The sequence below is a fragment of the Kribbella sp. NPDC050470 genome (assembly GCF_044458365.1).
Classification (GTDB): Bacteria; Actinomycetota; Actinomycetes; order Propionibacteriales; family Kribbellaceae; genus Kribbella.
The window spans coordinates 272615-292905 of sequence record NZ_JBITHV010000014.1; the positions used below are offsets into that span (position 1 = coordinate 272615).

At 68.4% G+C, this 20291-nt stretch carries 24 protein-coding genes and 2 tRNA genes; 10 read left to right on the forward strand and 16 right to left on the reverse strand.

Going from position 1 to position 20291, the window contains the following annotated elements:
* Positions 1 to 51: 51 nt before the first annotated feature.
* The 4 genes from ACIBGM_RS38495 to ACIBGM_RS38510 all read right to left on the reverse strand — a co-directional run bounded on the left by ACIBGM_RS38495 (position 52) and on the right by ACIBGM_RS38510 (position 3046).
* Positions 52 to 705 carry a VanZ family protein gene (locus ACIBGM_RS38495; protein ID WP_396388355.1) on the reverse strand — a complete coding sequence of 218 codons (654 nt, stop codon included), beginning with the start codon at positions 703 to 705 and terminating at the stop codon, positions 52 to 54.
* 214 nt (positions 706 to 919) lie between these two features.
* Positions 920 to 1531, reverse strand: coding sequence for an FMN-binding negative transcriptional regulator (locus ACIBGM_RS38500; RefSeq protein ID WP_396388356.1), 612 nt, complete (start codon positions 1529 to 1531; stop codon positions 920 to 922).
* Between the two features lie 66 nt (positions 1532 to 1597).
* Positions 1598 to 2233, reverse strand: coding sequence for an SDR family NAD(P)-dependent oxidoreductase (locus ACIBGM_RS38505; RefSeq protein ID WP_360527875.1), 636 nt, complete (start codon positions 2231 to 2233; stop codon positions 1598 to 1600).
* A gap of 39 nt (positions 2234 to 2272) precedes the next feature.
* A complete protein-coding gene (locus ACIBGM_RS38510; RefSeq protein WP_396388357.1) occupies positions 2273 to 3046 on the reverse strand; it encodes an LLM class flavin-dependent oxidoreductase in 774 nt (257 codons plus the stop codon).
* 81 nt (positions 3047 to 3127) lie between these two features.
* Between ACIBGM_RS38510 and ACIBGM_RS38515 the strand changes: the two genes are divergently transcribed.
* Complete coding sequence (locus ACIBGM_RS38515; protein ID WP_396388358.1) at positions 3128 to 4213, forward strand: winged helix DNA-binding domain-containing protein; 1086 nt, start codon at positions 3128 to 3130, stop codon at positions 4211 to 4213.
* Here ACIBGM_RS38515 and ACIBGM_RS38520 read toward each other — a convergent pair.
* Positions 4133 to 4588, reverse strand: a complete 456-nt coding sequence (locus tag ACIBGM_RS38520; protein WP_396388359.1) for a hypothetical protein — start codon at positions 4586 to 4588, stop codon at positions 4133 to 4135. The genes ACIBGM_RS38515 and ACIBGM_RS38520 overlap by 81 nt on opposite strands.
* A 189-nt stretch (positions 4589 to 4777) precedes the next feature.
* On the opposite strand from ACIBGM_RS38520, the gene ACIBGM_RS38525 reads away from it, so the two are divergent.
* The gene (locus ACIBGM_RS38525; RefSeq protein ID WP_396388360.1) at positions 4778 to 5008 is read left to right on the forward strand and encodes a hypothetical protein; all 231 of its coding nucleotides are present in this window, start codon (positions 4778 to 4780) and stop codon (positions 5006 to 5008) included.
* Positions 5005 to 5400: a VOC family protein gene (locus tag ACIBGM_RS38530; protein WP_396388361.1), complete on the forward strand. Its 396-nt coding sequence runs from the start codon at positions 5005 to 5007 to the stop codon at positions 5398 to 5400. The genes ACIBGM_RS38525 and ACIBGM_RS38530 overlap by 4 nt, the downstream gene beginning before the upstream one ends.
* A gap of 3 nt (positions 5401 to 5403) precedes the next feature.
* On the opposite strand, the gene ACIBGM_RS38535 is transcribed toward ACIBGM_RS38530, so the two are convergent.
* On the reverse strand, positions 5404 to 6027 hold the full coding sequence (locus ACIBGM_RS38535) for a class I SAM-dependent methyltransferase (protein ID WP_360527857.1): 624 nt from the start codon (positions 6025 to 6027) through the stop codon (positions 5404 to 5406).
* A 10-nt stretch (positions 6028 to 6037) separates the two neighbouring features.
* Complete coding sequence (locus ACIBGM_RS38540; RefSeq protein ID WP_396388362.1) at positions 6038 to 6997, reverse strand: Lrp/AsnC family transcriptional regulator; 960 nt, start codon at positions 6995 to 6997, stop codon at positions 6038 to 6040.
* Between the two features lie 258 nt (positions 6998 to 7255).
* Between ACIBGM_RS38540 and ACIBGM_RS38545 the strand changes: the two genes are divergently transcribed.
* The 4 genes from ACIBGM_RS38545 to ACIBGM_RS38560 all read left to right on the forward strand — a co-directional run bounded on the left by ACIBGM_RS38545 (position 7256) and on the right by ACIBGM_RS38560 (position 8398).
* Positions 7256 to 7360, forward strand: coding sequence for a hypothetical protein (locus ACIBGM_RS38545; protein ID WP_396388373.1), 105 nt, complete (start codon positions 7256 to 7258; stop codon positions 7358 to 7360).
* 27 nt (positions 7361 to 7387) lie between these two features.
* Positions 7388 to 7567: a hypothetical protein gene (locus ACIBGM_RS38550; protein WP_360527848.1), complete on the forward strand. Its 180-nt coding sequence runs from the start codon at positions 7388 to 7390 to the stop codon at positions 7565 to 7567.
* Entirely contained in the window at positions 7564 to 7812 is a 249-nt protein-coding gene (locus ACIBGM_RS38555; protein ID WP_360528065.1) for a TipAS antibiotic-recognition domain-containing protein, read from the forward strand. The genes ACIBGM_RS38550 and ACIBGM_RS38555 overlap by 4 nt, the downstream gene beginning before the upstream one ends.
* Before the next feature lie 217 nt (positions 7813 to 8029).
* The gene (locus ACIBGM_RS38560; RefSeq protein WP_360527845.1) at positions 8030 to 8398 is read left to right on the forward strand and encodes an STAS/SEC14 domain-containing protein; all 369 of its coding nucleotides are present in this window, start codon (positions 8030 to 8032) and stop codon (positions 8396 to 8398) included.
* Positions 8399 to 8671: 273 nt separating this feature from the next.
* Here ACIBGM_RS38560 and ACIBGM_RS38565 read toward each other — a convergent pair.
* The 6 genes from ACIBGM_RS38565 to gyrB all read right to left on the reverse strand — a co-directional run bounded on the left by ACIBGM_RS38565 (position 8672) and on the right by gyrB (position 14981).
* Positions 8672 to 8744: transfer RNA gene (locus ACIBGM_RS38565), tRNA-Ala, on the reverse strand.
* 12 nt (positions 8745 to 8756) lie between these two features.
* Positions 8757 to 8888 carry a DLW-39 family protein gene (locus ACIBGM_RS38570; protein WP_233712472.1) on the reverse strand — a complete coding sequence of 44 codons (132 nt, stop codon included), beginning with the start codon at positions 8886 to 8888 and terminating at the stop codon, positions 8757 to 8759.
* A 33-nt stretch (positions 8889 to 8921) separates the two neighbouring features.
* Positions 8922 to 8998 (reverse strand) — tRNA-Ile (locus tag ACIBGM_RS38575).
* Between the two features lie 107 nt (positions 8999 to 9105).
* Positions 9106 to 9882 carry a DUF3566 domain-containing protein gene (locus ACIBGM_RS38580; RefSeq protein ID WP_360527842.1) on the reverse strand — a complete coding sequence of 259 codons (777 nt, stop codon included), beginning with the start codon at positions 9880 to 9882 and terminating at the stop codon, positions 9106 to 9108.
* A 269-nt stretch (positions 9883 to 10151) separates the two neighbouring features.
* The gene (gene gyrA / locus ACIBGM_RS38585) at positions 10152 to 12818 is read right to left on the reverse strand and encodes a DNA gyrase subunit A (protein ID WP_360527839.1); all 2667 of its coding nucleotides are present in this window, start codon (positions 12816 to 12818) and stop codon (positions 10152 to 10154) included.
* Between the two features lie 84 nt (positions 12819 to 12902).
* Positions 12903 to 14981 carry a DNA topoisomerase (ATP-hydrolyzing) subunit B gene (gyrB, locus tag ACIBGM_RS38590; RefSeq protein WP_396388363.1) on the reverse strand — a complete coding sequence of 693 codons (2079 nt, stop codon included), beginning with the start codon at positions 14979 to 14981 and terminating at the stop codon, positions 12903 to 12905.
* A 314-nt stretch (positions 14982 to 15295) separates the two neighbouring features.
* Between gyrB and ACIBGM_RS38595 the strand changes: the two genes are divergently transcribed.
* Genes ACIBGM_RS38595 through ACIBGM_RS38605 form a run of 3 tightly spaced genes read left to right on the forward strand, consistent with a single transcriptional unit; the run spans position 15296 to position 17117 of the window.
* The gene (locus ACIBGM_RS38595) at positions 15296 to 15931 is read left to right on the forward strand and encodes a hypothetical protein (protein ID WP_396388364.1); all 636 of its coding nucleotides are present in this window, start codon (positions 15296 to 15298) and stop codon (positions 15929 to 15931) included.
* Positions 15928 to 16536: a hypothetical protein gene (locus ACIBGM_RS38600; protein WP_360527834.1), complete on the forward strand. Its 609-nt coding sequence runs from the start codon at positions 15928 to 15930 to the stop codon at positions 16534 to 16536. Before ACIBGM_RS38595 ends, ACIBGM_RS38600 begins: the two co-directional genes overlap by 4 nt.
* Entirely contained in the window at positions 16533 to 17117 is a 585-nt protein-coding gene (locus ACIBGM_RS38605) for a hypothetical protein (RefSeq protein ID WP_396388365.1), read from the forward strand. The genes ACIBGM_RS38600 and ACIBGM_RS38605 overlap by 4 nt, the downstream gene beginning before the upstream one ends.
* 91 nt (positions 17118 to 17208) lie before the next feature.
* On the opposite strand, the gene ACIBGM_RS38610 is transcribed toward ACIBGM_RS38605, so the two are convergent.
* The 3 genes from ACIBGM_RS38610 to recF are packed head-to-tail and all read right to left on the reverse strand — an operon-like array spanning position 17209 to position 20290.
* Entirely contained in the window at positions 17209 to 18531 is a 1323-nt protein-coding gene (locus ACIBGM_RS38610) for a hypothetical protein (protein ID WP_396388366.1), read from the reverse strand.
* Positions 18532 to 18588: 57 nt separating this feature from the next.
* Positions 18589 to 19158, reverse strand: a complete 570-nt coding sequence (locus ACIBGM_RS38615; protein ID WP_360527825.1) for a DciA family protein — start codon at positions 19156 to 19158, stop codon at positions 18589 to 18591.
* On the reverse strand, positions 19151 to 20290 hold the full coding sequence (recF, locus tag ACIBGM_RS38620) for a DNA replication/repair protein RecF (protein ID WP_396388367.1): 1140 nt from the start codon (positions 20288 to 20290) through the stop codon (positions 19151 to 19153). The genes ACIBGM_RS38615 and recF overlap by 8 nt, the downstream gene beginning before the upstream one ends.
* Position 20291: the final 1 nt, after the last annotated feature.

Here is a 20291-nt window from a genome sequence, read left to right on the forward strand (position 1 = left end):
ACAGCCTGTGGATAACTATCCGGATAACTTCGTACTCGCTCTGTGAGAATCTCACCGCGCCCGAGCGATCTGACGGAGGCCGTTCGCCGGCTTGGTGACCGGGACGGGCACTGGAAGCGGCCAACGGACCAGTTCGCGACGGCGCCGGGCCGGGGGCCGCCCGCGGATCACGAGCATCGCCGAGTGCTCGACGACGTACGGGACGGCGACCAGGCGGCGGTCGCGGATCAGGGTCTGCAGGCCGGCGGCCAGGCCGACGCCGGCGAAGGCGCCGAGGGTGTTGGCGACCAGGTCATGGAGTTGGCAGGAGCGGCCGAGTTGCGGGACCAAGGCCTGGATGGCCTCGACCGAGGCGGACATCCCGATGCCGGCGGCGATCCCGTCGCCCGGCCGGCCGCTGGCCAGCGTCAGCATCCCGGCGGCCGGGACGAACAGCAGCACGTTGAGCAGGCCCTGGATCGAGGTCAGGCCGCCGGTGGTGGTCAGGTAGGTGCCGCACTGGCCGATCTGGCCGAGGTTGTGCGCAGTCGGGCTGAGCGTGGCCGCGAGCACCAGCGCGAGGGCGCCGGGCAGGCAGAACGCCGCCAACCGGGGGACCAGGTCACCCGGCCGCCGCAGCTTCGACAGCGCGATCGGCAGCGCCATTCCGGTCAGCACGAGCCAGGTGTCCAGCAGATGGGGGATGCCGCGATAGGTCTCGAGCACGCGTCCGAAGCCTCCCGTGGTCGACCGGCCGACAGCTGTCTTCCTCGCCGAATTCGCTTCCTGACAAGACGATCAGCCGACCGCTCCCACAGTCGCCAGGCTTGTCCGGACATCTGCACGCACCCGCAAACAATCCGTGACAATCCGAGCACAAAATGTCACCAAAGACCCATGCCTAAGGCAACGATCATTTGCTGCAGCCTGCACCGAGGCGCTAGCGGCGGTTCCGTGCGACCGCGGCCGCGGACTCCTCGTCGCCGGATGCGCGGAGGCCGTCGATCACGCCGTCGATGTCGGCGTCCGGCCGGTTCTGGCTGAGCTTGACCTTCGCCTCGATCCGGCTGATCGCGAGCTCCACACCGACGATCGCGCGCAACTGCCCGGCGACGAACTTCTCCGGTGCGTCATCCACAGACCACGGCTCGGCTCGGCCGGCTTCGTGGTGGTCCGACAGCCGCCGTACGACGTCCTCGACCCAGGCCGGGTCGTCGTGCACGGTCAGCTTCCCGTAGACGTGCGCCGTCACGTAGTTCCACGTCGGGACGACCCGGCCGTGCTCGCGCTTGGAGGCGTACCAGGCCGGCGAGACGTACGCGTCCGGGCCGCGCATGATCACCATCGCCTCACCGATCAAGTACTGCTGCCAGTGATCGTTGTTGCGGGCAAGGTGCCCGAGCAGCACGTTCCTTGAGCGGTCATAGACGAACGGCAGCATCGTGGCCACCAGCCCGTCCGGCGTCATCGTCACCAGGTCGGCTGCCCCGTGGTGGGTCAGCAGCTCGTGGACCGCCTCGTCATCGGCAGCGAAGTGCTTCGGAACGTACACGGCACCAGCCTCACCGACGCGCGCATCGGCCGATAGATCCAATCCGCGCAGGCTTCGTCAGTCCACTCAGTGACTGACTTCGTGCTCCCACTGGTCGCGCGGCTGCGTGTGGAGGCGCCAGTAGTGCTCCGCGATGTCGTCCGGGTCGTACGCCGTACCCGGAGCGACTGCACCGCCGACCGTCACGCTCGCAGCGTGGATGCCGGAGTCGCCGTACTGCTGGTCGAGCAGTGTCACCAGCGTCCGTACGCCGGCCTTGCCGAGCGACAGACTCGCGTAGCCCGGCTTCGGCTCGGGCATCCCGCCGGTGATGATGAACGACCCGCTGCCGCGCTCAACCATCGCCGGTACGACGTGCGCCGCCGTGGTGATCGCCCCGACCACGTTGACCGCCCACGCGTCCAGATGCAGCTGCGCGGTCAGGTCGCCGACGGCGTCCGGCTGGATGATCGCCGCGTTGTAGACGACCACCTCCGGTACGCCGTACTGCTCGACGACTCGGTCGAGCGCCGCACGCAGGCCCACCTCGTCCGTGCTGTCGGCCGTCAGCGCGAGTACGTCACCGGTGATCCCGTCCGCGACCGACTTCACGGTCGCTTCCGACCGGGCGATCAGCCCGACACTCAATCCAGCCCGCGCAAACCGCCGCGCGACCGCCGCGCCGATCCCCGGCCCTGCTCCTACCACCACAGCTGCTGCCATGCCGGAACCTTAAAACCTCACATCAATGTCAGAGTCAAGTCAGTTCTTGAGTTTGGCGGCCGACTCGTAGTCGCGGCGCCAGTCGCCGGTCGGTGCGAGGATCACCCGCTCGGTGCCGGCGGCCTCGTACGCCTCGAGTTGCTCGGGCGAGTCCAGCTGCGGCGCGACGACGGTTGCCTTGATCGGCGCCCGGTCGTGCAGCCCGTTGATCTGGTCGAGGGCGGTTTTGACCTCGTCGGGCGACATCGCGATCGTCGCCCAGCCGTCGCCGTACCTGGCCGCTCGCCGGAAGGCCGCCTTCCCGTTGCCTGCGACAACGATCGGCGGGACGGGCGCACCGGGTGCGATCATTGCCTCCACGCCGTCCTTGAGCGTTGCCGGCTTCCCGGCGATCAGCTCCGACAGAACGGCGAGGGCCTCGTCCGTCAGCCTGCCGCGGTCGGCGAAGGACACACCCGCCGCCCGCCAGCCGATGTCGCCGTGCGCGGGGTTGCCGGTGCCGACTCCGAGGACGAGGCGGTTGCCGGACACGAGTTGCAGCGTGCTCACCTGCTTCGCCGCCCAGGCGACCGGTCGCAGTGCCAGCAGCATCACATTGAACCCGACCGTGATCCGCTCGGTCACCGCCGCCGCGGTCGCCAGCACCACCGAGCTCTCCAGCATCGGCGCGCTCGCGATCAGATGATCCGTCGACCACACCGAGTCCAGCCCGATCTCCTCCGCGAACCGCGCACTCTCCCGGACGTCCCCGAGAATCGGCTTCGACGGGTCCGGCGTCGACGTCGGCAGGATCACTCCGATCTCAACTGTCATGCTCACCCTCAACCCGGTTGGTTGCCGAGTTGTTCCACTCGAGGACTCATGGTGTCCGCCATTCGCCCTAGGGTCGTCGGCGTGAAGGTGCTGAGCCCACGGGCCCTTGGACGTGCGCTGCTCGAGCGGCAACTGTTGCTTGAGCGCGTTGACCTGCCCGTGGTGGCTGCGGTCGAGCGGGTGTTCGGGCTGAACGCGCAGAACCCGAACGATCCGTACCTGGCGCTGTGGACCCGACTCGAGTCCTTCACGAATCCCAGCCTGACTGCGGCGATCGAGGATGGGTCGCTGGTGCGGTCGACGCTGATGCGGGCGACTCAGCATCTGATGTCGGTGGACGACTTCTGCTTCGTGCGGCCGGTGCTGGCACCGTTGCTGCGTCGCGTGCAGCGCAACGCGTTCGGCCGCCGTACTGCCAGAGTCGATCTCGACGCGTTGGTTGTTGTGGTGCGAGAACTGCTTGCCGATGGGCGGACGATGACACGGCCGGAGTTGGGCCGACTGCTCGCGGAGCGCTGGCCGGTCGACGAACCGACAGCACTCGGCTGGACAGCGCAGTACCTGGAGCCTCTCATCCATCCGGCGCCGAGCGGGACGTGGAACGTGTACGGCGCAACGCCGTTCGCGCTCGGGCCGATCGGGATCGCGGACGTGCGCCGGATGGTCTTGCGCTACCTGGCCGCCTTCGGGCCGGCGACCGTTGCGGACGCGCGAACGTGGTCCGGGGTGAGCGGGCTGCGCGAGGTGTTCGCCGACCTGCGGCCTTCGCTGCAGGTGTACGCCGACGAGTCCGGGCGCGAACTGTACGACCTCCCCGATGCCCCACTGCCTCCCGAGGACATCGAGGCACCCATCAGATTCCTGCCCTCGTTCGACGCGACCCTCCTCGCCCACGCCGACCGTACCCGCATCATGACCAACGAGATCCGATCCCAGGTCTGCATAGGCGCCGGCGTAAGCCCCACCCTCCTCCTGAACGGCACCGTCGCCGCCACCTGGACCACCAAATCCACCCCCAACACCACCGTCCTACAAATCCACCCCCTCCGCCCCCTAACCAACCAGGAAGCCATCGAGTCCGAAGCTTTACGCCTCCTGACCTTCACCCACCCGACCAGCAGCAATCGCATCGAGTTCCTCCCACTCGAGAACTCGGGCGCGAACTAACTGCTGCCGTTCGAGGTGTGCCCGGAGAAGGCGGTGGACGCCGTCGAGAATGGAGATGCGACCGTCGGGCCGCCGTACGACGTCGATCGGGTAGCGCAGGTCAGCGGCCATCGTCCGCGCGTACTGGTCTCGGTAGGTCTCCGGGTCGGCAGCAACCTGCATCGGGCTGATGCGAAACGCTCTGCCCTGATGTGTCCAGAACGGAAGCTCCAGGTGCCACGCCAACTCGGCGACGTGGAGCTCGACGACTGGAAGGTCCAGCTTCCACAGCAGCTCGGGATCCCAGTGGAAGTCGAGGATGACGTCGTACAGCTCGGGCGGCACCTCGCTCGACAGCGGGAAAGGCCGTCGGCGGGGTGGACTGTTGTCGTGCATCGGGGGAAGGATAGGCGGGCCGGCTGGGGAGGTCGTGTGACTCATCTGCTTCGTGACAGTGGTGCGATGACGGTCTATGGCGGTCCAGCGGCCTCCGCGGTGGCCGGATCCGGAGTATCCACAGCACCTGCTTTTCGACATCGTCGTACCGGACACCGAAGCAACCGGCGCATTCGTGGGGTTGAGCGAGTGGTGTTCGACCTGGACGACGATGATGACCTGCCGAACCTGGCGTTCCAGCACGCGTCTGTCCGGCCGACGCGGTTCCCCGACCCGGACTGCCCGGACCAGATCCACATCGACTACCGGTTCCCGGACGGCGCCCGGCCCGTGATCCGGCGGGCCGTGGACCTCGGCGCGATCCACCTGCGACCCAGCGAGTCCACGTCCCAGTGTTACGCGGACCCGGTCTGCCTATGAGACTCGGCGCGCTCACGATCATGTCCAGCCGGCCGCGGGAGCTGGCCCGGTTCTACTCGCGACTACTGAACTGGCCGTACCTCCGGGAGGAGGACCCGCGGCCAGGCGAGCCACCGGAAGCCGGGTACGCGCTGGTCTGCCCGCCCGACGGGGTCGCCGAGCCGGCGCTGAACTTCGACTACGAGGCCAACTACCGACGCCCGCAGTGGCCCGCCGTAGCCGGAGACCAGACGTCGACCATGCACCTCGACCTCGGCGTCGACGACCTGGACGCTGCGGTCACCTGGGCTCTCGAATGCGGCGCCACCCTCGCCCCCGTCCAACCACGGCCCGACGAACACCGCGTGATGCTCGACCCCGACGGCCACCCCTTCTGCCTCTGTCTGAACTGAGGCTCACCAGGTGGCGCGGGCCGCGACGAAGCTGCGGCCCTCGTAGAGGACCTCGCCACCGATCTCCCCGGCGAGCTGCTGTCCGGTCAGGTAGCGCTTGTAGATCCGGTGCCGGGACCCGTCGTTCAGCGTCCGATCCATCCACTGCTCCGGCCCGACCCCCGGCCGGATCGCGGTGTCGACCACGACCAGCTCGGCGGCCACCCGCCGTACCTCGGCCAGGAACACCTCCCGCTCATCCGGCGGCAGGTGCCCGTAGAAGTGCCCGGTCAGCACCCGATCAAAGGCCCGGGCGCCCACCGGCAACCGCAGCGCATCACCCACGACACCCCGCGGCACCCGCGGCCTGGCGACCTCGAGCATCGCCCGACTCCGATCCAGCCCGACCGTCATCCCGCGCAGGTGCTGCGTGAGAAACCCGGTGCCACAGGCAACATCAAGCGTCCGCGCCGCCGGCAACGCACGGATCACCTCGACCAACCGGTCGACGTCCTCAGCCCACCCCGGCGGATTCCGCCCCGCGAACTGACCGAGCCCGAGGTACCACTCGTCGTACTCCCCGGCCCGCCGCTCGTAGTAGGCCGCCGTACCGTCGTCGCGCGCGAAGGCAGGCACCGGATCCGACATACGTAAAGTCCTACCCTTCGAGACCCGCCCCGCGAAAGCCCTTGACGACGCGGAGCACCGGGGCAGTCTCGACGGTGTGTACGCCGGCCAGCGGGGACACGTGGTCCGTGAGGTAGGCGTAGAGGTGCGCTGAGTCGCGGCAGATCGCGTGCGCGACGACGTTCGTCGGCCCGGTGGTGACCGCGACGAACGAGATCTCCGGATGCGCGGCCAGCGCGTCAGCGACGAACGCCGCCGGCTGAGCAGTTATCCACAGCCGAGCCTCGGCCCGGTATCCGAGCGCCGCCGGCGGGACTTCCACATCGAACCTCAACACCCCGGTACGGCGGAGGTAGTCCAGCCGCCGCGCAACGGTCGACTGCGACCACCCGGTCGCTCGGACGAGTTCGGCGTACGGCGCCCGGCCGTCGACTCCGAGGACCTCGAGCAGCCGCCGATCCCGCGTATCGAGAACCACCGCGGCATCCAGCAACTCCGGCCCCGGCCGCCGGCGCAGCCGTGCCTGCCGGTCCGCGTCGAGGATCTCGATCGCGCCCCAACTCGGCGGGCGACCGGTCGGCAGGAGCTCGTGAGCAGTCACCCCGAGTACGCCGCGACTCCATTGCAGCTCCCCGATCAGCACCTCATCGTCGCTCGACGGCTGACAGTCGCAGCTGACCTCGGTCCCGCCTGACAGCACCTGGACCCAGAACGTGTCCGCCCGCTGGGCCAGGGCGTCCGCGATCGGCTCGGCGACATCCGGCGTACAGCGAATCCGGACCGTCCACCACCGATACCCGAGCCGAACTCCGTCGGTGATGCCGACCACCCGCAGTACGCCGCCCGCCTGCAACCGCCGGTACCGACGAGCCACCGTGTGCTCCGAAATCCCGAGCACCCCCGCGACAGCACTGAACGGCACCCGCCCATCGACCCGCAGCGAGTGCACCAGCCCGCGATCGATCTCGTCCAATGTGACGGATTGGGCCACAAATCGACTCTATCGCGCTAGATATCCCCAGCACTATCCACAGGTGTGCACAACCCGTGGATTTGGGGTTCTGTCCTTGCGGCTGGTTCGGCGGAAGAGTGAGGCGGCCCGACCGATGGCCAGTCCCGGAGCCTCATCCAACGATCGCGGGCGGAGTTGCGCCTCACGCGGCGTGAGAGATTAGCGTCGGTCGTGGGTGATCACATGGACGATCGGCGGTGGAAGGTCGGCGAACTGGCGGCAGCGGCGGCCGTCACCATGCGCACCCTGCACCACTTCGACGAGATCGGTTTGGTGTGCCCCGCCGAGCATTCGGCAGCGGGACACCGGCTCTGTACGAGCGAGGATGTCCGACGGCTGTAGCAGGTGCTCGCGCTTCGTGATCTCGGGATGCCTCTGAACGAGGTCGCCGGGTCTCTGGACCATGCCGTCGATGACCTCCGGTTGCCCGTACAGCGTCAGCTCGACCAGGTCAGTCAGCGGATCAGCGCGCAGCAGCATCTCCGTCGGCGACTCGAAGCGATCCTCCGCGCCATGCAACAGGCTCGGGATCCCTCGAAGCGAAGCTGAACGAGGAGGCGCAAGCTCACGTCGCGCGGGGAACGGACCCGAGCGACCCGGCCGTGCAGGCGCTCGCTCAGCGCTGGACTGATCTGATGGACGAGATGACCGGGGGTGACAGACGCGTCCTTGCCGCCATGTACGCCAAGTTGGACGGCAAAGGACCGGAAGCCGCGACCCTCGGCGTCGTCAGCGCCGAAGCGTGGGACTACATCAAACGCGCCTTCGCCGTCGGCTTCGGCCGGCCATCGTGAACCATCAGGTCCGCGGCAGTCGCTCGCAGGGGATTGCTCTCCGCCAAGCTGCGGCGCCCTCCGGCCCTTTGATGTGAGACGGTGCGCCGCAGGGCGTACTCGCGCTCAGGACCCATTGCCGTTCAATCAGAGACGGCGGCTGCTCTGTTCCGGCGCCGTTGCGTCACGAGACAATGCCGTCGGATGAGGCAGGCGGGTCTACTCCCGAGGAGGCCTGATGATCCGCGCTCTCGATGGCATGCCCGCCGGTGTCCTCGGCTTCGAGGCCGGCGGCGAACTCAGTACGTCGGACTACGCCCAGGTTCTGGCCCCGGCGCTCGAGGCCGCGTCGGCCGACGGTAGCAAGATCCGTGTCGTGCTGGTCTTCGCTGGTCCCTTCTCCGGCATGGAGCCCGGCGCCCTGTGGGAAGACCTCAAGCTCGGCATCCGCGATTGGAACGCGTGGGAGCGGATCGCACTCGTGACCGATATCCGATGGATGCGGGACGGTTTGCGCTTCTTCGCATGGGCCGTGCCCGGCGAGGCTCGGGTCTTCGATCTTGACCAGCGAGACCAGGCAGCCGAATGGGCGGCAGGCTCTCCGTGAACGATGAGCCTCGGGACAGCCTGGAGGCAGTCGTCGAGCCTCGCACGATCCACGTGTGGGTCACGGCAGGCGAGCTCGCGGGACCATGGGGCGGTCGACCGCGGGCGAAAGCCCGCAAGTTCGCGGGCGGGCGACAGCACGCAGAGGGCGCGCGGCAGCGCGCAACCCGAGGGTGGGTGGGAGCGGCCGGCGAGCACGCGACGAAGGAGCGGGCGTAGCGGACGCGTGGGTCGACCACAGTCCGCGGCGCGGCGCCGCGTGGGGAGGAAATTGTGGAGACGAGGGGACTTGAACCCCTAACCCCTGCCTTGCAAAGGCAGTGCTCTGCCAGTTGAGCTACGCCCCCGTGGGGGTTTGGTCAGCGGCCCGGGGTGACCGGGTCGACGGCCTCGGCCCAGAGGTCCTTCTCGGCGCGGGACTGCTGGGTCTTCTTGTACGCGAAGTATCCACCGATGCTGGCCACCAGCACCAGCAGGATCTTCTTCAGCACCGGGACTCCTCGGATCGGGGTTCACGATCGTGATGGTGGGCCTAACTGGACTTGAACCAGTGACCTCTGCCTTATCAGGGCAGCGCTCTAACCGTCTGAGCTATAGGCCCGCGTTGCGGGGGTCGAACCCGGGAGAGATTACCGCACCAAGTGCCCTACTCCCAAACCGGTTCCGGCCAGGCCGCGGACGGGCCCGGCCGGAGACCGCGAATGCCTGTCAGTCCTCCGATGCCAGCGTGACTTCGAGGCCGCCCAGCAGGGTGGCGGCGATGTTGTAGAGGAAGGACCCGAGCGTCGCGAGCGCGGTGATGATGAGGACGTCCGCGCACGCGAGCAGCGTGGTGAATCCCATCACCTTGCCGGTGTTGATGTAGTTCTCGATCCGGAACGGCTCGGCCGCCGGCGTCCCCAGCACCTCGGTGACGGTGTTGTTGATGTTGTCGAACACACCGGCCGCACCGATCGCGGACCAGACGATGAAGACCGCGACCCAGGTGACGATGCCGAACGCGATCGCCAGCAGGAACGACGTCTTCATCACCGACCACGGGTCGATCCGCGACATCCGCAGCCGCGCCTTGCGGGTCTGCGGCCGACTCGAGGTCTGCGGCCGGCTCGAGGTCTTCGGCGCCCTCTCGGCCTTCGCAGCCTTGTGCTCCGCCTTCTCGTGCTTGTCCGGCTTCGCGTCCTTGACCGCGCCGGCCTTGTCCAGCACCGCCTGCCGGGCCGCGCTGACCCGGTCGCCGATGCTGGCCGGCTTCGCGCCGTCCTTCCCGGTCACTCCGTACGACGAAGCACCAGCCGCCGGCGCACCAGCGGCGGGAGCGGACCACGGCTCGGGACGCCCCGGCGTACTCGGGCTCGGCGTGACCTGACCCGGATTGGCCGGACGGGAGGCCGGACGAACCGGCGGCTGCTGCGGCGGCCGCACCGGCGCGGACTGCGGCGTACCGGACCGGCCGGCCGGCGACTGACCGCGACCAGACGAGCCCAAACCAGATGAGCCCGGGCCGGCGGAGCCGGAGCCAGACGACCCAGGTCCAGACGAGCCAACGCCAGACGGACCGGACGGTGACGCACCGGACTGGCCCGGTCGCGGCTGGCCACCGGACGGCCGGTAGTCACCGGATCGGGGCTGGCCGTTGCCGCTCGAGGCGGCGGTGGAACGACCGTTGGAGGCCGGGTCGGCCGGTGGCGTGGACGGCTTCTTACCGGAGCTGTCCGTCGCACCGTCGGGCCATGTCGGCCTCGCGCGGTTGGTCATCAGTTACCCTCCTGGCCGGCTTCGTCGTCTTCGACGGTAGCCGCGCCGTCGACGTCCGTCGAACGCTGGTCATCAGTCTGGACGCTCTCAGGGGTGGTTTCGGTTGTCGATCCGTCCACATCCTGGGCACCTTCTTCAGAGGATGTACCCGCTTCGGCGTCCTCGGATTCGTCGCCGTTGCCGTTCAGGCTGAGATCGGTGTTCCGGGCGATCGCGACCACCGCGTCGGACTCGCCGACGCCGGCGAACCGGACGCCCATGGTGTCGCGGCCCTTGACCGGCACACTGTCCACCCGGCTGCGGACGACCTGGCCGCTGGCCTTGATCGCCAGCACCTGGTCCTCGTCGACCACGATGATCGCGCCGACCAGCGAGCCGCGCTCGTCGTTCAGCTTGACCGCCTTGATACCGAGACCGCCGCGGCCCTGCTGCCGGTACTCCGACACCCGGCTGCGCTTGGCGTACCCGGCGTCGGTCACGGTGAAGACGTACTGCGCGTCCTCCTCGGAGCCGGCCCGGATCACCGACATCGACAGCAGCTCGTCACCGGAGCGGAACTTCATCCCGGTCACGCCGGAGGTGGCCCGGCCCATCGGGCGGAGCTGCTCGTCGTTCGCGGTGAACCGGATCGACTGGCCCTTGCGGGACACCAGCAGCAGGTCGTCCTCGGCGGTGGCCAGGTCGGCGCCGATCAGCTCGTCGTCCTCCTCGCGGAAGTTCACCGCGATGATGCCGCTCTGCCGGGCAGAGTCGTAGTCGGTCAGCGCCGTCTTCTTGACCAGGCCCTTCTTGGTCGCCAGCACCAGGTAGTCAGCCTGCTCGTAGTCACGCAGCGTCAGCACCTGGGCGATCTCCTCGTCCGGCTGGAACGAGAGCAGGCCGGCCACGTGCGAGCCCTTCGCGTCCCGGGCGGACTCGGGCAGCTGCCACACCTTGGCCCGGTAGACCCGGCCCTTGGTGGTGAAGAACAGCATCCAGTGGTGGTTCGTGGTGGCGAAGAAGTGGCTGATCTCGTCCTCGGCCCGCAACTGGGCGCCGCGGACACCCTTGCCGCCGCGGTGCTGCACCCGGTACTGGTCGGTCTTGGTCCGCTTCGCGTACCCGCCGCGGGTGATGGTGACGACCACGTCCTCGTCCGGCACCAGGTCCTGCACGGACAGGTCGCCGTCGGCCGCGATGATCTCGGTACGGCGCTCGTCGCCGTACTTGTCGACGATCTCGGCGAGCTCGTCGCGGACGATCGTGCGCTGCCGCTCCGGGCTGGCAAGGATGTCCTCGAGGTCGGCGATGATCGCCTCGAGCTCCTGCAACCGCTCGATGATCTTCTGCCGTTCCAGGGCGGCCAGCCGGCGCAGCTGCATGTCCAGGATCGCCTGGGCCTGGATCTCGTCGATGTCGAGCAGCTGGATCAGGCCGCTGCGGGCCTCGTCCACGTCGGGGCTGCGCCGGATCAGCGCGATCACCTCGTCGAGGGCGTCCAGCGCCTTCACGTACCCGCGGTAGATGTGCGCGTTCTTCTCCGCCTCGCGCAGCCGGAACCGGGTCCGCCGCTGGATGACCTCGATCTGGTGGTCGATCCAGTGGCTGATGAACAGGTCCAGGCTGAGCGTGCGCGGCACGCCGTCCACCAGCGCCAGCATGTTGCACCCGAAGGTGTCCTGCAGCTGGGTGTGCTTGTAGAGGTTGTTCAGTACGACGCGGGGCTGAGCGTCCCGCTTCAGCACGATCACCAGCCGCTGGCCGGTCCGGGACGAGCTGTCGTCGCGGATGTCGGCGATGCCGTTGATCTTGCCGGTGTTCACCAGCTCGGCGATCTTCTGCGCCAGGTTGTCCGGGTTCACCATGTACGGCAGCTGGGTGACGACCAGGCTGGTGCGGCCCTTCGCGTCCTCCTCGATGTCGACGACCGCGCGCATCGTGACTGAGCCGCGGCCGGTGCGATACGCGTCGTCGATGCCCTTGTAGCCGACGATCAGGGCGCCGTTCGGGAAGTCCGGGCCCTTGATGTTCTGCAGGCAGGCCTCGAGCAACTCTTCCTGGGTCGCGTCCGGGTGCGCCAGCGACCACTCGACGGCGGCCGCGACCTCGCGCAGGTTGTGCGGCGGGATCTGGGTCGCCATCCCGACCGCGATCCCGGACGAGCCGTTGACCAGCAGGTTCGGGAAGCGGCTCGGCAGGATCACCGGCTCCTGCGACTTGCCGTCGTAGTTGGGCCGGAAGTCGACGGTGTCCTGGTCGATGTCGCGGACCATCTCCATCGCCAGCGGCGCCATCCGGCACTCGGTGTACCGCATCGCGGCGGCCGGGTCGTTACCCGGCGAGCCGAAGTTGCCCTGGCCCTGGATCAGCGGGGCCCGCATCACCCACGGCTGGGCGAGCCGGACCAGGGTGTCGTAGATCGCCGAGTCGCCGTGCGGGTGGTACTGACCCATGACGTCACCGACGACGCGGGAACACTTCGAGAAACCACGGTCCGGCCGGTAGCCGCCGTCGTACATCGCGTAGAGGATGCGGCGGTGCACCGGCTTGAGGCCGTCGCGGACCTCGGGCAGCGCGCGGCCGACGATGACCGCCATCGCGTAGTCGAGGTACGACTGCTGCATCTCGGTCTGCAGGTCGAGGGGCTCGACCCGGTCGTGGCCCGGCGAGGTGGGGGTCTCGGTCATGAAAAGCTCGTCCCGTTCAGTTCAGTACGTCGGTCAAGTGGGGCGGGCGGAGCGCAGCCCAGGGCAGAGCGGGCCGCGCGTCCATCAGATGTCGAGGAAGCGAACGTCCTTGGCGTTGCGCTGGATGAAGCTGCGCCGCGCCTCGATGTCGTCGCCCATCAGCGTCTGGAACGTCTCGTCGGCACGCACCGCGTCGTCCAGCGTGATCTGCAGCAGCACCCGATTGGCTGGGTCCATCGTGGTCTCCCACAGCTCGTTCGCGTTCATCTCGCCGAGACCCTTGTAGCGCTGGATCGGGTTCTCCTTGGGCAGCTTCTTGCCCGCCTCGGCGCCGGCCTCGAGCAGGCCGTCGCGCTCCCGGTCGGTGTAGGCCAGCTCGTGCGCCGAGTTGCTCCAGCGGATCTTGTACAGCGGCGGCTGGGCGGCGTACACGTGCCCGCGCTCGATCAGCGGCCGCATGAACCGGAACAGCAGGGTCAGCAGCAGGGTCCGGATGTGCTGGCCGTCGACGTCGGCGTCGGCCATCAGCACGATCTTGTGGTACCGGAGCTTCTCCTCGTCGAAGTCCTCGTGGATCCCGGTGCCGAGCGCGGAGATGATCGCCTGCACCTCGTTGTTCTGCAGGACCTTGTCGATCCGGGCCTTCTCGACGTTCAGGATCTTGCCGCGGATCGGCAGGATGGCCTGGAACTTCGGGTCCCGGCCGCCCTTGGCGGAGCCACCGGCCGAGTCACCCTCGACGATGTAGACCTCGCACTCCTCCGGGTTGGTCGACTGGCAGTCGGACAGCTTGCCCGGCAGCCCGCCGCCGCCCAGCAGACCCTTGCGGTTGCGGGCCAGGTCGCGCGCCTTCCGGGCCGCGATCCGGGCACTCGCCGCGGCGGTCGCCTTGCGGATGATCTCGCGGCCCTCGGCCGGGTTCTGCTCGAACCAGGCGCCGAGCTTGTCGTTCACGACCCGCTGGACGAAACCCTTGACCTCGGTGTTGCCGAGCTTGGTCTTGGTCTGTCCCTCGAACTGCGGCTCACCCAGCTTGACCGAGATGATCGCGGTCAGGCCTTCCCGGATGTCGTCACCGGTGAGCCGGTCCTCCTTCTTCTTGATCATGCCCTGGTCCTCGCCGAACGAGTTGACCAGCGAGGTGAGCGCGGCCCGGAAGCCTTCCTCGTGGGTGCCGCCCTCGTGGGTGTTGATCGCGTTCGCGAAGGTGTGCACCGACTCCTGGAACGAGCCGCTCCACTGCAGCGCGACCTCGAGGCTCATGCTGTTCTCGCCGTTGGCCGCGGCCTCGAACGAGATCACGTCGCGGTGCACGGTCTCCCGGATGCCGGTCAGGTACTTCACGTAGTCGACCAGGCCGTTGTCGTACTTGAACGACTGCTCGACCGGGTTGCCGTCCTCGGTGTGGTCCGGCCGCTCGTCCCGGATCACGATCTCCAGGCCCTTGTTCAGGAAGGCCATCTCGCGGAACCGGGTGGACAGCGTCTCGTAGGAGTACGTCGTGGTCTCGAAGATGTCCGGGTTCGCCCAGAAGGTGATCGTCGTACCGTGCTCGTCGGACGGGCCGACCTCGGCCAGCTCCTCGTCCGGCACGCCCATGGTGAAGGACTGGGTGTACTCCTGGCCGTTCTGCATGACGTCGACGCGGAGCCGGGTGGACAGCGCGTTCACCACGGACACACCGACACCGTGCAGACCGCCGGACACCTTGTACCCGCCGCCGCCGAACTTGCCGCCGGCGTGCAGCACGGTCAGTACGACGGTGACGGCCGGCTTGCCCTCGGACTCGACGATGCCGACCGGAATGCCGCGGCCGTTGTCCACGACCCGGATGCCGCCGTCGGGGAGCAGCGTGACGACGATCTTGTCGCAGACGCCTGCCATCGCCTCGTCCACCGCGTTGTCGACCACCTCGGTGACCAGGTGGTGCAGTCCGCGCTCACCGGTCGAGCCGATGTACATACCCGGCCGTTTCCGGACCGCGTCGAGGCCCTCGAGGACCTGGATCGCGCTGGCGTCGTACTCCCGCTCCACGACGTTGGAGGGGACCTCACTGTCGGGTACGACGGTGCCGATGGGGTCGGCGGACTGGTTGGCGTCGATCTCGGTCGGCTCGTCGGTCACCGGTGGTTGTCCTCCTCGGACCTCGCGTCTGCGAGGCATCGCGGCACAGTGGAAGCCGCCCTCTGCAGTGTTGTCAGAGGTGCGGCTCGCCCTACACGGTCCATTCTACCTGTCGACCGAAGCAGAACCTGCCATCAGGAGGCCGAAACTGTGGACTGGGCGTCTTTTCGCCCTCCTCGCCATGTCCCCTCTCGCGGGTAGGGGGCTCAAAAGCGCTCACGGGCCCTCAGCGGCCTCCGAGAGATCCGGGTACGGCGGTCTCGGGATCGAGACCGAACCCACCGGTCCAGACCACTGAGCGTACGACCCGACAGGGGGCCGTCGCGGACCCACGGACCTTTAGGATCGCTGCCGTGGAAAGTCTCGACGACGTCATCGACGCCATGATCGCCGACCGGGTGATTCACCGGCACCGGCGCAAGTGGCTGATCGCGATCGCCCTCGTCGTCGTACTCGCCCTGGTGATCCTGGCCACCGGCGGCTGGAAGGAGCGGAAGGGCCGGACGGTCCCCACGCTGACCGCGCCGGTGACCGTCGAGTCCGGCAAGTGGGAGTACAACTTCACCAAGGCCGAGATCCGGGTCAAGAAGGCGGGGGAGTACACCGACGCCGAGACCGAGCTCCGGGTCTACTTCGACCTGAAGAACATCGACGAGGAGGAGAAGACCAGCGACAGCCTGGAGGGCAAGCTGCTGGTCTTCGTCCCGGGCGGCGGCGCGGAGTATGTCAAGTCCAACGGCGGCGACTGCCGCGGCGCGCTGAACTGGAAGGTCGTCTACGGCCTGCCTCCGGAGAGTTGCTACACCACCTTCGAGGTGGCACCCGACTTCACCTCGGACCTGGTCGAGATCGGTGTCCTGGGTGAGCAGTACGAGGGCGACGACAGCCTGTTCGGCGCCAACGACGATCCGTACTGGCAGAACGAGCGGCCGGACGCCGTCGTCCAGCTGAAGCCCGAGACCGTCGACGTCACGGAGGGCGACAAGTGAAGCTCTATCGGCCGGCCACCGTGCTCGTCGGCATCCTGTTCGTCCTGCTCGGCGGCGTCACCCGGCTGGCTGCTCCGGAACAGGTGTTCGAGGACCAGCATCTGATCGCCGTAGGCGGCACGATCGGCGAGCCGCTGAAGTACGCCGGCTCCGACTCGACCGTGACCATCACCCGGATGAAGTTCGCCAAGACGCTGGTCGAGGAGGACGGCAGCGACGACGACAAGCCGTTCGAGACGAACGGCGTCTACGTCGCCCTCGAGTGGGACACCGTGCGCGGGATCGAGAAGCCGGCCAACACCGGCCCCAGCCTGGTCGCCGACGGCGGCACGATCTACCATCCGATCGGCGGACTGACCGACTCCGGGATCGACTTCCCCGAAGCGGGTTTCGCCAAGACCGGCGCGATCGTCTTCGAGGTGAACCCGACCGACCTCAAGGGGCTCAAACTGGAGATCCGGCCAAGTATGTTGTTCACCGTTCTGAACTCCTACGTCGAGGTCGACCTCGGCATCCCGAGTGAAGAGGTCGCCCAGGAACTCGTCGACGGCGCCGACGCGCAGTACGTGCTGCAGGACCCGGTGATCCGGGTGGCGTCGTCATGAGGGGCCTGAACCGAGCCGCCCGGCTGGCCGCCCAGATCTCGCTGCTGCTGGCGTTGATGTCCACCAGCGTGTACATGGTGACCCGCGTCTACCTGGACGACGAGGAGCGGATCTACAACGAGGGCAACATCAACGAGGTCGCCACCAGCGGCGGCCCGGTGACGATCGGCCACGTCGAGTGGAAGCTCGACTCGCTGCAGCCCTACACCCGGATCGTCGACAAGAAGGGCGAGGAGATCGGGATGGGCAGCACCGCCGGCGCCGTCCTGATGATCGCCAAGCTGACCGCGACCCCGCGGAAGGGCGTCTACCTCAAGGACGGCGGCTTCACCTGCGGCGCGGACCTGTGGGACGACCGCGGCAACGTCTGGCAGGCCGGGCAGAACACCTCCGACTGGGAGCTGCCGACCAACTGCTACGCCGACGACAGCGACGACGACGGCAAGGACGAGGGGTTCGAGCTCGACAAGCCGCGTCAGGTGGCGATGATCTACGTCATCCCGGCGGACGCCGCGTCGCACATCGTGGGTGTGAGCATGCAGGACCGGAACGGCTTCCGCCGGGTCCTCATCACGCCCTGAGCCATCCCGCCGTACGGCGATCCCGACCGAGCGTCTCGCCGTACGGCGATTGGGCCGGACCTCTCGCCATACGGCGGTGACACCGGGTAGGTCAGGCTGAGGGCTGGGCTGACTTCTCGGCCTCGGCGGCTGCGGCCTCGGCCCGGCGCTCGCTGCTCACCGAGATGCACAAGTCGAACGCGGCCGCGAGCAGCGCGATCCGCAGCGTCTCGAAGATCGCGTTGTCGATCATCGACGCGAGCTCGGCGTTCATCAGGCCCCAGCGCTCGCCGTGCACACCGATCGCCCGCTGGATCGCCACGAACGCCCACTCGTCGGCGAGCACCCAGAACGTGTAGACCATGCAGACCACGCCCAGGAACACCGGCCCGACCCGCACCAGCAGCCGGAACGCGTTCAGCGTCGGGTAGAACTTCTCCCGCAGGCCGCCGAGCACCAGGTTCGGCGCCTTGCTGGTGAGCGCGACCACCCGGTTCTGCTTCGGGGCCTCGGCCTCGAGCTGGCCACCGAACCGCTGCTCGATGCGCGTGCCGCGGAAGACGCCGCCACTGGACAGCACCCGGTGGCCGAACACGACCGTGGTGATCGCCAGCCAGGTCAGCGGCTCGGCGACGCCCAGCTTGAACAACGGCCAGAGGGTCTCCCAGAAGAAGCCCCAGAGGAACTCGAGGCCGGCCGGGACCGGGATATTGATGCCGGCGAAGAAGTCCTTCAGCCCGTCCCACCAGTCGACCGACCAGTACCAGAACGAACGCACCTCGAACCAGTCCTTGGCATCGTCGATCGCGAACGGCACGACCACGACGGTGATCAGCAGGAAGAACGCCTCGGCCCAGACCTGGACGAACTTGGCCGGCCGGCTCGGCCAGCGGTCGTCGACCGCCTGGATCACCCGGCGCAGCACCAGCAGGATGACGATCGCCGGCAGGTACTTGTGCCAGGCCCCGTTGGCCAGGTCGAAGAAGCCCGAACCGGGCTGCATGCCGCGCTCGACCATGTTGCTGACGTTGAGCATGGAGACCTGGTCCTCCAGGAATCCCCAGGCCGACCAGACCGCGACCAGCGGCAGCAGTGTCACGGCCAGCAGCTCCAGCAGCCCCTGCTGGGTCGGGTCCGACGTCTCCTCGGCCTGGTTGCTCGCCGCGTCCCGCCAGCGGTACAGCGAGTTCGCACAGGCCCGGATCATGCCGACGTACGCGGCGATCTGGATCAGCACACCGGCCGAGAACACACCGACGCCGATACTCGAGTGCGAGTGCTCGGCCAGCCAGATGGCGCACTCCATGCAGACCTTGAACCCGACGTACCCGGCGAAGAACCAGGTCACCATGGGCAGCAGGTTCCGCCACCACAACCGGAAGGTGTCTCCGATCAGGCGGACCATCTCGATGAAGCCGTCGACGATCGTGCGCATCGCGCCTGATCCTAGGGGAGGGGCGGGTCGCCCGAGCAATTCGCTCTCGGCGGTCGGTCAGCCGTAGGTGTCGCGGGGTCCGCGGCCGCCGCGGATCGTCCGCGGGCCCTTCCGCCAGGACGGGGCGTGCGGTCCCTGGACGTTGACGCGGGTGACGGTGCCTTCGCCGAGCTCGGCGTTCAAGCGGCGGACCAGGTCCGGGGCGAGCATCTTCAGCTGGGTTGCCCAGGCGGTGGAGTCGGTGCGGACGGTGAGCTCGGTGTCCTGGTAACTCTCCGGCTTGCAGTGCTCGGCCATCTCCGGCCCGACGATCGCCGGCCAGCGCGCCATCACCCCATGTACGGCGACGTCCACCTCCCAGCCCTGGTCCCGCATCAGCCGGCCGAGGGTGTTGGTCAGCTTCTGCGGATCCCGGTCGTCCGGCCGCGCGCTGCTGACCTGGGCGCCGTCGATCCGCGGCCGCCGGCGGGTCCGCTTGACCGGCTTGACCGGGCTCATGCCCTTCAGTCGGCCGGCGAGCGATTTCGCCAGGTCCAGCCCCTGCTTGTCGTGCTCAGGTTCGCCCGGCGGCTCCGGAGCGGCCTCGCTCTCGAAGCCGCTCTCAGAGGAATTCCGGGGTTCAGGCACGGCTGACGGTCCCGTCACCCACGTCGAAGCGCACACCGCTGAGCTCAGCGGGCACGTCAGCGCCCACCGCCGCGGTCACCAGCACCTGCTCCGCCGGCGCGACCAGCTCGGCCAGCCGGTCGCGGCGCTGCGTGTCCAGCTCCGCGAACACGTCGTCCAGGATCAGCACCGGCTCACCCCCATCCGCCCTGAGCAGTTCGTACGACGCCAGCCGCAGCGCGAGCGCGAACGACCAGGACTCACCGTGACTCGCGTACCCCTTCGCAGGCAAGTCCCCGAGCCCGAGTACGACGTCGTCGCGGTGCGGACCGACCAGCGACACGCCACGCTCGAGCTCGTCCTGCCGCTTCTCGTGCACCGCGTCGAGCAGCACCTGGGCCAGCTCCTCGCGCGACACCACACCGGGCTCGAGGAGGACCGACGACTTGTACTCCAACCGGGCATCACCCTTGCCTCGGGCAACAGCGTCGTACGCGCTGGAGACCATCGGCCGAAGGGCTTCGAGCAGCTCGAGCCTGGTCGCGAGCAGCTCGGAGCCGGCGCGGGCGAGGTGCGAGTCCCACACCTCCAGCGTGCGCAGCTGTCCCTCGGCGGCGCTCGACCGGTTCTGCCGGCGGGCCATCGACGCGCTGCGGAGCAACGAGTTCCGCTGCTTCAGCACCCGGTCGTAGTCCTGCCGCACGCCGGCCATCCGCGGCGCCCGCAACGTCAGCAGCTCGTCCAGGAACCGGCGGCGTTCGGAGGGGTCGCCCTTCACCAGCGCCAGGTCCTCGGGCGCGAACAGGACCGTGCGGAGCAGGCCGAGCACTTCCCGCGGCCGCGGCACCGGCGACCGGTTCACCCGGGCCCGATTTGCCTTCCCAGGATTGATTTCCAGCTCGACGACCACGTCCCGGTCGTACTGGCTGCGGATCTCGGTGCGCACGATCGCTCTGCTGGCGCCGGCTCGCACCAGCGGGGCGTCGTTCGCCACCCGGTGCGAACCGAGCGTCGCGGTGTAGTGGATCGCCTCAACCAGGTTCGTCTTGCCCTGGCCGTTCGGCCCGACGAAGGCCGTCACGCCCGGGGCGAGCTGGACCTCCGCCTGCTGGTAGGACCGGAAGTCGAGCAGACCCAGGGCGGTGACATACACC